We start from the raw sequence: 12,831 nt of genomic DNA on the forward strand, positions 1-12,831 counted from the left end.
CCGTGATCAATCAATGAACCGGTGCAGCTTAAAGGCCGCAGACCGCTCTCGCTTGCCCTGAATGCGGGCAAAAATGGCCGGTGGGCGATCGGACGACGTGAGATGGACAACCTCCCGCACTCGAGAGAAGAAGGCCGAGCCCAGAAGCACCGCGAAGATCAGCAGGTTCATGATCCAGCGAGGGTCGTCGACGTGCAGCGCCGCGGCGAACTGATTCTTCTCGGCCAGGCTCAACACCGCGGTCGACTGCTCCGCCGCCGCGAAGTCCAACCGGTCCGGGGCGAAGACCAGATAGGTCCAGATGCGGTGTACGAAGTAGAGCGCGGCCGCGGCGACGAACAGCAGCCGACGGGTGCCGGGCCGCCATCCGAGCACCAGCAGAACGGGGATGATCACGAGTTCGGTGGGGACGTTCGCCGCGATCGCGATGGGGATGCTCGGCAGGAACATCGTCACCATCGTCTCCCCGGTGACCGAGGAGCTGTCCAGCGCGGTGCCCAGCATCAGCAGCCCGACGGCCCCGCCGAACGCGAACAGCGCCATGGTGACGCAGCCCAGCGCGACCAGGCCGTCTTCCACCCACGCGCTCAACACAGGTCGGCGGCTGATCCCGCGTGCGACCACCCCGATGACCGCTGCCCACCCGGCGCCGATCAGCAGGGCGACCGGCCACGGGACGAACTCCATCAATGACAAACCTTGCACCACGACCGTGAACACCGCGAGGAGGACGAACGGAAGACGTTGCTTCATGCCCTCGGACACTAGGAACAACCGCCGGGCCGGGCATCTGCCGAACGGCCTACCGGCGGGGTAAACCGGGTTTACTCGAGCAGCCCGGCCTCGCGGCCGTGCGCGACGGCCTGCAGCCGGCTCGCCGCGTCGAGCTTGCGGAAGATGTGGTTGAGGTGCGCCTTCACCGTGCCGGGCGCGATGAACAGCACCTTGGCGATCTCCGCGTTCGTGCGGCCGGCCGCCAGCTGCTGCAGCACCTCCAGCTCCCGCGAACTCAGCGGCTCGGCGAGCGTGCGCCGCCCTGGTGCCGGACCGTGTTCCGCCCCCGCCGGGTCGTTCCCGGCGGCGGGAGCCGGCAGCCAGCGCACGGCCAGCACCGCTATGGCCAGCACGAACGCGCCGAACAGCGGGATGACCCACCACTGCCCGCTGCCGCGCTCGGCCATCGCGAAGGACAGCCCGACGATGACCATCGACCAGAGGAAACACCCGGCCAGCACGGCGGCGATCAGCACCCGCCCGCGCACAGACGGCGAGCTGAGCCAGGCACGCATCGACAAACTCCCCGAGGTCAGGAACCCGCGCCGAGCCTAACCCGGGAAGCCGCTCCTACCCGGCCTGCGTCTGCCCTGCCGTCGCCTCGCGCAAGGTCCGCCACCAGACGGTCCGGATCTCGTGAGCTCCCCAGGCGTTCGGCTCGATGACACCGCAGTACCACAGCTGCCGGTTCACCGGCCGCGGGTCCGGTTGAGCCGGGTCGCCGGCCGCGGCGCCGTGTCCCTGGAAGTGGGCGTGCACGTCGGCGACCAGGGCGCCATGCCGGCCGGCGGCCGCCGTCAGGACGGTGTTGAGTTCGGCGAGCAGGCCTGAGCCGTCCGGCCAGGCCGGCAACCCTCCGCCCGGCAGCACGCCCGTGCCGTCGCTCGGGTCGTACACGGTGGTCACCACGATCGCCGCCTCCGACCCGGCCATGACGCGCAGCGTGTCCAGGATGCGCTCGGCGCGCTCGGCCACCTGCGTGACCACGCCGCGAGCCGCCGCGGTGTCACCGTAGGCACCCATGAGGTCGTTGCCACCCATGCTGAGCGTGATCAGATTCGGACGAGCCCGAATCTGCGACAGCTGGCTCTGCAGCACCCCGACCGTGGTCGCACCGTCGCGGGTCAGGTTCTGCACGGCGTAGCCGAGTCCCTGCAGGTCCCGCCCCGCCCAGTCGGGGAAGTCGCCGTCCCGGTTGCGGTGCAGCAGACTGGCAGCTCCCCGCCCGGCCCCGCCGGCGTACGCGTCGATGGACATGGAATCACCGAGGGCGACATAGACCGGCTGCATGACCTCCATGGTCGGCTGGCCCTCGTTCGAAGATCAACGGAATAACCCCGCCAGGACGCGGCATCTGGATCTGGCGCCGGGCGAGCCCGGCTCAATCCTCGGCGGCCCCGAGGCGCTTCGGTTGTTTCGGATCGGTCTCGATCGGCAGACGCGCGCCCGGGGGCGGCTCGCGCCGCATCGCGCCCGTATATTGCCCCGGTGGTCACCTATATCCGCTGGTACATGGCAGAGGAAGACCTCTGGTGCTACGACGAGCTCGACGCGGCGCAGTGGTCCCTGCGCCACGTCGAGCAGCGTGAACAAGACGACGTGTTCATGGCAGCGGCGTCGCTGTCCGAGACTCTGCACGCTCGGGACACCGGCGGATTCGAGGCCGTCCGCGACTACATGGGCTTCTACGGAGTGAGCCCGGAGGCACCCCTCGACTTTCCCCCGGAGTTCGCCGTCGAGGAGATCACCGCTGACGAGTTCGAGCTGATCTGGTCGGCGGCCCGGGCGGCCCGTGAGTCCGGCTGGGGCGTTCGTCCGCTGTGAGGACTCAGCCCGGTGCGGCGTGGGAGACGTGCTCCCAGCCGGCCCAGGTCTGCAGACGCTGGGCGTAGAGGTGCTTGACGATGCCGACGGGGCTGGCTGCCGAACAGCACGCGCAGCGGCGGGTTGTCCGCATCGGCGATCTGCCGCAGCGCCGGCCCGGCGGCGGCCGGGTCACCGTACTGGGCGCTGCCGGCCCGGGCGGCCATGGCGTCGCGGATCGCCTGGTAGGCGGGGTTCGGCTCGGCGTGCACCGCCGATGAGCCGGCCCAGTCGGTGGCGAAACCGCCGGGCTCCCCGCCGCGACGTCGAACTGACGGCGCTACGGGCGTACGCCCGCATCTGTCTGCAGCAGCATGGTGTCGGACCCGCCGCTGCGCCCGACCACCTCGAAGCCGGCGTTTTCATACAGGCGGCGCGCGGCGTTGCCGTCCTCGACGCTCAGGCTCAGGCCGGGAAGTCGGCGTTGCTCAGCCAGGTCGATCACGGCAGCCAGCAGGCGCGATCCCACACCGCGGCCGCGCGCTGCGGGGAGGACGCCGAGCGTCAGTTCGGGAATGTCCGGCGCCACGAACCCGTAGCCGGCCCGCTCAGCGGGCAGGGCCCGGCCCCACACCGCGGCGACGGGGGCGCTGTCGATCAGCGCGACCAGGCCGAGGTCGCCGTCGGCCGGGAAACCCTCGAGGTACCGGCGCGCCCTCTCGTCGCTGCGGATCCAGTCGAGCGTGAAGCGTTCCTCCGACCAGTTGTAGGCCTCCAGCAGGATGAGCTCGAGGAAAGGCAGGTCTTGGGCGTCAGCTTCGCGTATCTGCACCGGTAGAACGTATCCACCGCGCGTTCAGTTGATTGATGCTGTCGCCCGCACTGCCGGTTCGAGCAGCGACAACGTCCGCTGCTCCGCATCGAGGCCGACCCGGATGCCGACCGGCATCGGCAGATTCGGCCCGGCATGCCCGAAATCGACGTTGCCCAGCACCGGGATGTCGCGCTCGCCGAGCACATCCAGGACGATCTCGGACAGCGTCGGGGACGCCTCGAGGCCGGCGATGTCGCGCGGAACGCCCACCACCATGCCGGCGATCCGATCGAGGATGCCGCTGTGCCGCATCACCTGCAGATAGCTCCACACGTGCGAGGTGTGGCCGCCGATCTCCTCCCAGAACAGCACGGCGCCGTCGAACCAGTCGAGCGGCACCGCGAACCGCGTCGCCTGCACCAGCGCGATGCGATTGACCACCCCACCGATCAGCCGGCCCTCGGCACGCCCGGCACGCCAGCACTCCCACGGCGAACTCGCGGGCAACGCACCGATCGCCTCGGTTTCGGTGAGCAACCGTGAGTAGAGCGTCTCGAGCTCCGCTCGGCGCGCCGCCGGCGCATCCTGCCAGTGGCCACCGAAGCCGGGCACGGCCATGTCGGCATGAAACCCCACCAGACCGGTACGCGCATACAACGCCAGATGCACCAGGGAGATGTCGCTGTAGCCGAGGATCGGCTTCGGATCAGCCCTGACCGCCTCGAAGTCGATCAGGTCGAGGTAGCCGAACGCCGTCTGACCACCGTCACTCGCGACGATCGCGCGTACCTCAGGATCCCGGAGAAGACCGTTGAGCTCCGCAGCGATCTCCGCCGGCGCAGCCGCGCTCCACCACCGTTGCCGCCCACCCTCCAGCAGCGGCGACCGGCGCACGCGAAACCCCATCCGCTCCAGCACGACCACCGTCTGCTCGACGTTGCGCTCGTAATCCGCGGGCAGCGGCCCGGACAGCGACGCGATCACGACAAGATCTCCCGGCTTCAACGCACGAGGCCGAAGGAGCTGAGGGGACTCGAATTCGGTCATCGGGGGAGTATCCGTACACGCGTCAGCCCGCGCCACACATTTACGGCGGCAACGTCACCTCGACGGCACCCGTCCGGCACCGCCCGCTGCACCCGACCTGGCCGACTGGACCGGCATGCAGACGTTGCTCTCGGATCTCGCCACGCCCCTTGTCGCTGGCCTCGCCGGAATGCTGGGCGTGTACGCGATGGAAGACATCCTCGGCCGGCTGCGCCGCTCCGACCGGTGCCCGCGCCGTTGGCGTTGAGCCAACGCGAACGGATCTGGTTGAACGCGGCCGGCCGCCCTTCCGATCTGCCCAGAATGGCAGGGTGACGGTCATCGCGCAGGCGTACCCGCTGTGGTGCGCCACCCAGGACGGCAGCGACGTGCGGGTGGGCCGGGTCTTCGGCTGGATGTCGGACCAGCCCTCGCCCGAAGTCGTCGCGGCCGAGAAGATCGCTGACAAGGCGGCGGCTTCCGGCGCGGACGCCAGGTTCTCGCCGCTGGTGACCTGGGATCCACCGCGCAACGGGCTGGTCGCGGGCGTACTGGTCCGATGCGGCCGGGACGAGAGCGGCCAGTTCGTCCCGTTGCACTTCGGCGGCACCCGCGAGGAAGCAGTCGCCGCGGCCGGCGCCGGCCGGCCCTGATCGCCCGGCGATCAGTTGCCGACCGTGCGGAGGCGCCGGCGGTAGTCGAGCGCCACGGCGATCAGCAGCGGCCCCCACAGGACCAGCGGGACATAGAACCGCATGATGTCCCAACCCGGTCGTGGGCGCACGACCGGGTCCTGCATCCCACTCGGGCTCCAACCCTGGTTGACCAGGTCGAACGCCTGGTTGAGGAAGAAGTACCCGCAGGTCACGACCAGCAGCACGCCGCCGGTGATCGCCAGCCGTGCCGCCGCCCGCGCCGGAACGGGCCGCCCGCCCAGCCACCCGGGCAGCCGCCGGCCCCAGGGCTGCACGAGCCCCAGCGTGAGCAGGGCGAGCGCCATGGACAGCACGGACAAGAAGATCATGTACCAGTCGAGCCCGGACACGTCGATGGTCAGCCGCCAGAGAGCTGACGGAAGAACACACAGGGGTACGGCGTAGGCGGCCGCAACCGCCCAGCGGGCCGGTCGCGCATCGGTGGCGTTCAACGTCGTTCCTTCCCTCGGATGAGCACCACGTTGCCCGAGCCACCGCCGGCCGCCTTCCCTCCGGCGGGCCAACCGCCTCCCTCTCCAGGGGGATCATGACGCGCACGATGCCTCAGGTCGGCATGATGCGGCGTCGGTAGATGGTGAGCAGGGTGCTGTCGCCGTACACCGTTGCTTCGCTGAGCGTCCACGCGGTCTTGTCCGGCGTCTGTGCCCAGAGCCGGCGGCCGTGGCCGAGGACCAGCGGTGAGGCCATCAGGTGGATCTCATCGACGAGGTCGAGGGCGAGCAGGCTCTGGGCGAGCTGGATGCTTCCGGCCACCGAGATCTCCCCGTCGACCTCCTGCTTGAGCCGGGTCACGTCCTGAGCCAGATCGCCGCTCAGCACGGTCGTGGCCGCCCACTTCGGGTCGGTGAGAGTGCGGGAGACGACGTACTTGGGCATGGTGTTGTATTTGTCGGCAAGCTCGCCCTCGTACTGGGGCCAGGCTTCGGCGAAGCCCTCGTAGGTCTTGCGTCCCAGCAGAAGCGCCGCGGCCCGGAGCGATTCGGTCTCCTTGTATCGCTCACCGTCGGGTCCGCGGTCGAACTCGAAGGTCCAGTTCGGGTACTTGAAGTCCTCCCCGCCGGGTGCTTCCACGACGCCGTCGATGGAGATGAACTCGGTGAGCACGATCTTCCCCACGTCAGTTCTCCTTGATGAAGGCGCGCAGCGCGGCGGCCAGCACGTCGGGGGTGGTCGAGTGGTCTTCACCGGGTACCGGAGTGAGTGTGGAGGTGGGCAGGTGCGCGGCGATGGCGCGGGAGCCTGCGGCCAGGGCCGGCCAGGTGCCGATCCCGTGCATCACCAGGACCGGGATGCCGATGTTCTGCCACAGCTCGGGGCGCAGCGGCTTGCCGGAGAGGGTGTCGCCGACCTGCCGGCCGTCGTAGGCGATCGTCGGGGCGACCGCCTCGAGCCCGGCCCAGAAGTCCTGCTCGCGCATCCCGGCGACCGCCCCCTCGGGCACCATGGCCGCGGCGGTCAGGAACACGGCGACCGCATCGCCCGGCCGGCCGTCGGCGATGGCCGCGTCGAGGCGCGCCACGTAGTCGCCGGGCAGCGGCGGGCGGGCGTCGTCGACGGCCGCGTTCGGCTCGAACAGCGCGAGACGCGCGATCGGCACGCCGTGCTCGGCGGCGTTGAGCGCGAGATTGCCGCCGGAGGACCAGCCGAACACGGTCGCCGGGCGCCCCTGGCCGGCCTGCTCGATGATCGCCTGGAGGTCCTCGAACTCGCGCTCGCCGGCGTAGGGCAGGGTGTCGCCGCTCTCGCCGCGACCGCGCCGGTCGTAGTTGATGACCAGGAACTCGTCGGCGAGCAGGCCCGCCGTCTCCTGGTTCAACGGGTTCGTGGCGCGATAGGCGGTCGCGCCGTCGATGATGACGATCGGGTCGCCGGCGCCCCACGCCGTGTAGGCGATCGTCGTGCCGTCGGCAGAGGTGACGGTGCCTTCTGACATCGCAGTGGCCTTTCATCGTGTACGCGGTGACGGTCACCGCTTGCACACGACGCTATGAGCCGGCCGGACCCTCGGACTTGTACAGAAGCGACAGGGGATCGGCGGTGGGATCCGGCTCCCGCAGTTGCGTGGCGGTCCGGCCGATGAACCGTTGCAGGGAGCGGGCCAGGTGCGGCTGGTCGTAGTAGCCGAGCCGGTGCACGACCTCCAGGGCGGGGATGCCCGCCCCGAGCAGCACCGCAGCCTCCCGCGCCCGTTCGATCTGACGGATCGCGCCCTGGGTGAGTCCGGTGGCCGCGACCACGCGGCGTTGCACCGTCCGCGACCCGACCCGTGCGGCGCCGCCCCACACCACCTCGTCCACGAGCGGGTCCCGGACCAGTACGCCGGCGCGCACGAGCTTCTCCACGAGCAGCTCCGCGTCGTCGAAGTCGGGGATCTGCCACTGCTCGCCGCGCAGCAGAAACGTCCGCTCGGTCACGTGCGGACTGCCCCGGCCGCCGTCGACGAGCTCGCCGACCGGAAGATGCGGCATCGAGGCGCCGTGCGCGAACGTGATCCCGAACGACTCCGAGTCACCCACCGTCGCAGCGCTCGACGCCGTCGTCTCCGGTCCGTGCACAGCGGCGTGCATGACGCCTTGCTGCTCCCAGAAGACCAGCTCCCAGGTCGACGTGGCGACCGACGTCATCTGATCCACCCCGGAGGTGCGGCCACGCCAGACCCGAGCCACATAGGGCGAGTCCGACCCGCGATGGTCACTCTCGATCGGCATGCCCACCCCCCCCGGACTGATCATCGTGCGCCTGCGCCCAAGACCATCTTCACGCGGAGCGTAGCGCCTTCGCCACCGGCCATCGCCGGTGAAGTGTCTGAGGGGACAGAAAGCGCCGGTCGGCCGACAGATGGCTGTTGTCCGGGACGGGCCGGGCCGCCACGGTGAAGCCGTCAATCCTCATCGATGGGAGAGCGCGATGCTCACACGTACGCTGCGCCGCCTCGGCGTGACGGCCCTGATCGCCGGCATCCTGATCGCGCCCGGCGCCAACCCTGCCATGGCCGACCAGAGTGCCGGGTTCGGCCCGTTCGACTCGACGGGTGACTGTGGCCCGTCCGTCTACCTGACCTCGTACTCCCTCAAGGGCTGGGCCTGCTCGTGGAGCAGCGCGGCGGCCGGCGGAACCCGGACCGGCCTGGTGATCCAGAACTACGGCAACACCAGCCGCACGGTGCAGGTCTACTGGGAGCGCTGGGCCTGGTGGGACCAGATCCGGGGGAACGCCACGCGGACCGCCTACATGGGCACCCATTCGATGACCGTCGCCGCCAACTCGACCCGGACGTTCTGGTACCCGCGAGGTTACGTGTGGGGCGAGGGCCTGTGCAGTCAGAACGAGGGCTGCCAATACACCGGCACCAAGGGGCACTTCCTGACCAGCGGGTATTCGTCGGTCTCGGCGTACTCTCCGTTGCAGTCGCCGCTGACCGGTTGCAAGGACAGGTCGTCGGGGGTGACGAACTGGGCCGACACCGCGTGGTGCTGAGCCCGGCCGCGGGCGGGCGGCGCAGAGTTCCGCCGCCCGCCCGCCGATCACCGCTCACCCGATCGTCAGGTCCTGCGTTCCGAACCTCGACCTCGGCACCCGCACCCGGTCCGCCGTGGTGATGTCGGTAGCGTTGTCCCACCAGCCGGAACGGCTACCCGTGAACCATATGAACTTGACCTGCTGGTCGCCGACGAGCGGCATCTCGTACGCCCGGTCGTCGTCGTCGACCGAGTCCGCTTTGCCCATGTCGTCGCCGGTCACGGCATTCACCGCGATGAGTGTCCAACTGTCGTCCGCCGTGCCGCCGCGCACGGTCACCGCCCCACGCAGCCCGGCGCCGCGCACCAGCCTCTGGTCGTACGTGGTGGTTTCGCCCGCCCGTACTCTGATCGTCTCGGCCCGGAACCGGTTGCCCACGCCGCCCGACCACAGGCGGGGCAGCTCGTTGTTGGGCGTGAAATTCAGTGGCCACGAGTACGGCCCGAGCCGGTCGAGCACGTACCCGCCCTGCTCGTCGGTCGTCACCACGTCACTGCTCGGGCCGGTGCCGAGGCCCCACGCGCTGATCCCGACGCTCACCCCGGGCGCCGGCGCGCCGGCCGGGTCGCGGACCACGCCGCTGATCGTGCCGGACCGGTCCAGCCGCACGGTAGGAGCCTCGGTCACCCGGTCCGCCCGAACCCGGATCCGGGCCGCCGCACGCTGGTCGCCGGTGCCGCCGCGAGGACCGGCCCACTGGTAGCCGTACCCCTCGGGGGTGAAGACGAACATCTGGTACGTGCCGACCGGCTGCGGGTAGGTGGTGAACCGCCCCTGCTCGTCGGTTGGGTCGCAGCCCTCCGGGAAAACGCCCTGGCCGGGAACCGCCAACGCGACGCAAGCGTCCACGACGGGTTGTCCGGCGATCCGGTCGACGACGGTCCCGCTGATCCGGCCACCCAGCGTGAGCGGGACGGTCACCGTCGTGGTCTCCCCTTCGACCAGCGTCACCGGCATCGCCTCGGGCGACAGATAGTTGTTGGTCGAACCAGTGGCGACCATGACCGACGCCGGCTCGACGGCCAGATCGGTCAGGGTCACCTCCGACCCGTCGCTGCAGGCGTGGCCGGCGATCGCCGTCATCGTCGCGCAGAAGCCGTTCACCGGTGCGCCGGTGACCGCGTCGACCGCCCGGACCACCAAGGTGGCGCCGGACACCCCCGATTGCGTCGACGAGCGGCCCCCGGCGTGCCCCGGCGCGGCGAGGCCGACAACGGCCAGCGCGGCGGCTACCAGCCCGGCACCCCAGCGTGCCGATGTTCGATAGATCATGGATTTCCCCCCAGAGAAGCGCCGTTCCAGTGGTCCGGCTGTCTGGGGAAGAGCGTCGCGCGGCGTCCCGGCGAGCGGAACCATCGCTCGGCGGCTGTGTACAAAGCGCCTTGTTCACGCAGGTCAGCGATTTGTTCAAAGCGTCTTCGTGGACAAATGTCAGCTCTGGACGGTGAACTGCACCAGGGGCCTGATCGGGTCGGGCCCGGCGGGTGGGTGGTGCAGGTAGTAGGTGCCGAGTTCGGTCGTGGCGTTGGTCGGCAGGCTGACGCGGATCTCGCCGGACGAGTCGGCCGGCAGCCGCCATGCCGCCCGGTATCGGATCTTGAAGCCCCTGGTCCGGGAGTAAAGATGGAGCACGGCCGGCCGGTTCGGTGGGAAACCGGCGAACTCGAAGTCGAATCGGGAACCCGGCGGAACAAGTCCAGGCTTGACCCAACCGACAGGGACCGGGGGCCGCACGGCCGTGAACCGGCCGGTGACGCTGATCTGGCCCTGATCCGCCCGGATCCGGTATTCGCCGACCGGGCGTCCCAGGCCCAGGAAGAAGGAGTCGCCGAACCTGAGGTCCGGGCTGGTGAGCAGCCGGAACGTGGTGGCGGCCCCGTCCGGGCCGGTGACGACCAGGGTTATCGGGTCGGAGTCGCTGAATCCCCGCAGGCAAACAATCAAATTGCCCGGGACGAACGACGTTTTCGGGGTGAACAGTGTCGGCGCGACGGCCGGCTCGGTGGTGGGCGGCGCGACGGTGGGGACCGGCGGGATGGGACATTCCCCGGGTTGTGCCCCATGGAAGGTGGCTATCTGGTCGGCGACCCCCTCCGGGACGGGTCCACCCTGCCGCAGCAGATCGTCGAGCGAAGGATGGGGATCGAGCGGCTTCGGGCGTACCTCACCTGGTTTGGCCGTTGTCTTGGCCCTTTCGGCGGGCGCAGGCGCGGACGAGGGCAGGAACGCGGGCGAGGACGAGGCCAGAAAGGGGGACGGGAACGGCGCCGCCGGCTTCGCGGAAGCGGCCGCCGCGGCGGATGGCGATTCCGGGTACGGAGCCCGCGTCGATTCCACGTCGGTGTCCATGGCCGGCGGATCCGGTTGCGGCTCGCCGGAACCGCTTGCCAGGTTGACCACGAGACCGGAAGCGGCGAGCACAATGGCGGCCGGCAGAATGACACGCCCGCGCAGGCGGGAGAACATCATCGTTTGCCCCCGGCGGCGCGGATCTGCTCGTCGACCGCGCGCGCTTCGGCCGGCGCGTTCATCGCGTCGTACACGTCGCGCAGATTGCGGAGAAAGACAAGCTTGCGCTCACGGATGGTGGGCCGCGTCATGCCGATCCGGTCGAGCATTCCGATCGCCTCCTCGTACCCCTGCGCCGCTGTTGCCATCGCCGACGGCCCACCCTCCGTCAGATAGGCGGTCAGCGCCTGACCGGCCCGCGCCTCGGCAGCCAGCCGCAACGACTGCCGGCCGGCCCCGGCGGTCAGCCCTCCGCCCGCGTGCAACCGCAGGACGGCGGCGAACTCGGCATCCGCCTCGGCCCACTGCCCGGCGGCCTGGACGACACTGCGGCACTGGTGGGCGAGGCCCAGGCCGAGCCGGGCCTTCATCTCCAGCAGGGTGCCGTCCGGGCTGGACAGCGCCGACCGGTAGTGGCCGATCGCTTCCCGCAGCGGCGCGCCGCCGGCACCGCCCCGCTCGCACCCGGCTGCCCGCAGCGCCTCGGCCAGGCCGATCGAGGCGCGCGCATAGTCCGGTCGCTGCGCCAGGGCCTGCCGGAAGACCGCAGCGGCCTCGGCGAACCGGTTCTCCCGCCCGATGGCATTGCCGAGCATCAACAGCACCACCTCGGCCCGGGAGGCGCCGGTCCCGGTCAACGCTTGGTCGGCCACCCGGAACTCGCGCTCCGCCCCCGGGTAGTCGTCCAAGGCGTAGCGGCCCAACCCGCGGACGAAGGAGACCACACCCTTGACGTAGCGGACCGTGTCGTCCGCCAGTTGCTGATTCAGTTCGAGATTGCCGCGGATCACGTCGGCCGGCTCGGTGATGCTGATCTCGTGGCGGCCGACGAACTCGGGTGTCTCGCCGAAGACCCGGTCGGTGAGCAGAAACTCGATCACCACCGTCCACTGGTCACCGCCGGTGCGCAACCGTCCGGTGAGCACGATGTCCGCACCGTGCGCCGCGGCCAGCCGGCTCAGCGAGGACTCGTAGTGCTCGTCGTCGTCCGGGACCCGCGTCTCGATCGCGCTGTCCGCGTCCGCCCAGTCGGTGAGCTCCCGGGTGACCGTGCGCTGCAAGGCGGGCAACGAGTCGAACGGCACCACGAGGATGTTGTAGAGGCCGGCCATCGGCTCGGGCGTACGCGGCGACGCGTCGGCCGCGACCAGAGTGGCCAGCAGGGTCAGCACCGAGACCAGCGCGGCCGCCGCCCGCACCACGGTCCGCCGGCGCCGCGGTTCGGTAGCCTGAACTGCGGGCGGGACCGGCGCGGGACCGGTCCGCAGGACCTCTTCCTGCAGGTCGGCGTCCTCCCACAGGCGGCGCCACCGGGGCAGCACCCGGCCGGCCTCGGCCTCTCGGCCGGCGTGGCGCAGGCAGCCGGTGACGTACCCCCGGGTGGTCTCCCAGGTCGGGAAGCGCCGGCCGCCGGCCGCCGCGGACAGCGAGGCCGCGCTGCAGTGCGCATGCCGGCTCAGCGCACGGTACGGCGGCTCGCCGCACTCCCGCCGCAGCTCGCGCAGGCGCCCGGCGAACGCCACCCGATGCGCCGGCTGGGCGACGTCCAGATCTTCCTCACGACGCCCCCGCCGGACCACCGGCCCCTCTGCGTCCTCGGCCATCGACTCCCTCCGCCAGCTCCGGATCGCCCTCTTCGGCGACCGTCAGCACCGCCATGCCGAACGGCGC

16 protein-coding genes are annotated in these 12,831 nt (G+C 70.6%); 4 read left to right on the forward strand and 12 right to left on the reverse strand.

The genetic code is table 11. The annotated features are described in order from the left end of the window. Nucleotides 1-6: 6 nt before the first annotated feature. From OHA21_RS12660 to OHA21_RS12670, 3 genes are read right to left on the reverse strand one after another with little or no spacing between them, the layout of a single operon-like run. A complete protein-coding gene (locus tag OHA21_RS12660) occupies nucleotides 7-765 on the reverse strand; it encodes a hypothetical protein (RefSeq protein ID WP_328473498.1) in 759 nt (252 codons plus the stop codon). 59 nt (nucleotides 766-824) lie between these two features. Further along, nucleotides 825-1,289 carry a helix-turn-helix transcriptional regulator gene (locus tag OHA21_RS12665; RefSeq protein WP_328473500.1) on the reverse strand — a complete coding sequence of 155 codons (465 nt, stop codon included), beginning with the start codon at nucleotides 1,287-1,289 and terminating at the stop codon, nucleotides 825-827. 55 nt (nucleotides 1,290-1,344) lie between these two features. Beyond that, a complete protein-coding gene (locus OHA21_RS12670) occupies nucleotides 1,345-2,064 on the reverse strand; it encodes an SGNH/GDSL hydrolase family protein (protein WP_328473502.1) in 720 nt (239 codons plus the stop codon). A 222-nt stretch (nucleotides 2,065-2,286) separates the two neighbouring features. Here OHA21_RS12670 and OHA21_RS12675 point away from each other — a divergent pair, with 222 nt between their 5' ends. Beyond that, a complete protein-coding gene (locus OHA21_RS12675; protein ID WP_328473503.1) occupies nucleotides 2,287-2,598 on the forward strand; it encodes a hypothetical protein in 312 nt (103 codons plus the stop codon). Between the two features lie 80 nt (nucleotides 2,599-2,678). Beyond that, complete coding sequence (locus OHA21_RS12680; protein ID WP_328473505.1) at nucleotides 2,679-2,858, forward strand: hypothetical protein; 180 nt, start codon at nucleotides 2,679-2,681, stop codon at nucleotides 2,856-2,858. A 59-nt stretch (nucleotides 2,859-2,917) separates the two neighbouring features. Here OHA21_RS12680 and OHA21_RS12685 read toward each other — a convergent pair whose 3' ends face one another. Together OHA21_RS12685 and OHA21_RS12690 are read right to left on the reverse strand one after the other, a co-directional pair. Further along, entirely contained in the window at nucleotides 2,918-3,409 is a 492-nt protein-coding gene (locus tag OHA21_RS12685) for a GNAT family N-acetyltransferase (protein ID WP_328473507.1), read from the reverse strand. 24 nt (nucleotides 3,410-3,433) lie between these two features. Further along, a complete protein-coding gene (locus OHA21_RS12690; protein WP_328473509.1) occupies nucleotides 3,434-4,375 on the reverse strand; it encodes a S66 peptidase family protein in 942 nt (313 codons plus the stop codon). Between the two features lie 374 nt (nucleotides 4,376-4,749). Here OHA21_RS12690 and OHA21_RS12695 point away from each other — a divergent pair, with 374 nt between their 5' ends. Beyond that, nucleotides 4,750-5,070 carry a hypothetical protein gene (locus tag OHA21_RS12695; RefSeq protein WP_328473511.1) on the forward strand — a complete coding sequence of 107 codons (321 nt, stop codon included), beginning with the start codon at nucleotides 4,750-4,752 and terminating at the stop codon, nucleotides 5,068-5,070. An 11-nt stretch (nucleotides 5,071-5,081) separates the two neighbouring features. Here the strand turns inward: OHA21_RS12695 and OHA21_RS12700 are convergent, their stop codons facing one another. The 4 genes from OHA21_RS12700 to OHA21_RS12715 all read right to left on the reverse strand — a co-directional run bounded on the left by OHA21_RS12700 (nucleotide 5,082) and on the right by OHA21_RS12715 (nucleotide 7,841). Next, complete coding sequence (locus OHA21_RS12700; protein WP_328473513.1) at nucleotides 5,082-5,564, reverse strand: hypothetical protein; 483 nt, start codon at nucleotides 5,562-5,564, stop codon at nucleotides 5,082-5,084. 112 nt (nucleotides 5,565-5,676) lie between these two features. Next, entirely contained in the window at nucleotides 5,677-6,249 is a 573-nt protein-coding gene (locus tag OHA21_RS12705; protein ID WP_328473515.1) for a dihydrofolate reductase family protein, read from the reverse strand. 1 nt (nucleotide 6,250) lies between these two features. Further along, nucleotides 6,251-7,066 carry an alpha/beta fold hydrolase gene (locus tag OHA21_RS12710; RefSeq protein ID WP_328473517.1) on the reverse strand — a complete coding sequence of 272 codons (816 nt, stop codon included), beginning with the start codon at nucleotides 7,064-7,066 and terminating at the stop codon, nucleotides 6,251-6,253. 52 nt (nucleotides 7,067-7,118) lie between these two features. Continuing rightward, on the reverse strand, nucleotides 7,119-7,841 hold the full coding sequence (locus OHA21_RS12715; protein WP_328473520.1) for an AraC family transcriptional regulator: 723 nt from the start codon (nucleotides 7,839-7,841) through the stop codon (nucleotides 7,119-7,121). A 199-nt stretch (nucleotides 7,842-8,040) separates the two neighbouring features. Between OHA21_RS12715 and OHA21_RS12720 the strand changes: the two genes are divergently transcribed. Continuing rightward, on the forward strand, nucleotides 8,041-8,610 hold the full coding sequence (locus OHA21_RS12720; RefSeq protein WP_328473522.1) for a hypothetical protein: 570 nt from the start codon (nucleotides 8,041-8,043) through the stop codon (nucleotides 8,608-8,610). Between the two features lie 54 nt (nucleotides 8,611-8,664). Here the strand turns inward: OHA21_RS12720 and OHA21_RS12725 are convergent, their stop codons facing one another. The 3 genes from OHA21_RS12725 to OHA21_RS12735 form a co-directional block, all read right to left on the reverse strand. Next, the gene (locus OHA21_RS12725) at nucleotides 8,665-9,924 is read right to left on the reverse strand and encodes a carboxypeptidase-like regulatory domain-containing protein (RefSeq protein WP_328473524.1); all 1,260 of its coding nucleotides are present in this window, start codon (nucleotides 9,922-9,924) and stop codon (nucleotides 8,665-8,667) included. 159 nt (nucleotides 9,925-10,083) lie between these two features. After that, the gene (locus OHA21_RS12730; protein WP_328473526.1) at nucleotides 10,084-11,121 is read right to left on the reverse strand and encodes a hypothetical protein; all 1,038 of its coding nucleotides are present in this window, start codon (nucleotides 11,119-11,121) and stop codon (nucleotides 10,084-10,086) included. Next, nucleotides 11,118-12,764 (reverse strand): tetratricopeptide repeat protein, encoded by a 1,647-nt coding sequence (locus tag OHA21_RS12735; RefSeq protein WP_328473528.1) that lies wholly within the window; start codon nucleotides 12,762-12,764, stop codon nucleotides 11,118-11,120. The genes OHA21_RS12730 and OHA21_RS12735 overlap by 4 nt, the downstream gene beginning before the upstream one ends. Nucleotides 12,765-12,831: the final 67 nt, after the last annotated feature.

This window comes from Actinoplanes sp. NBC_00393, from assembly GCF_036053395.1.
GTDB lineage: Bacteria > Actinomycetota > Actinomycetes > Mycobacteriales > Micromonosporaceae > Actinoplanes.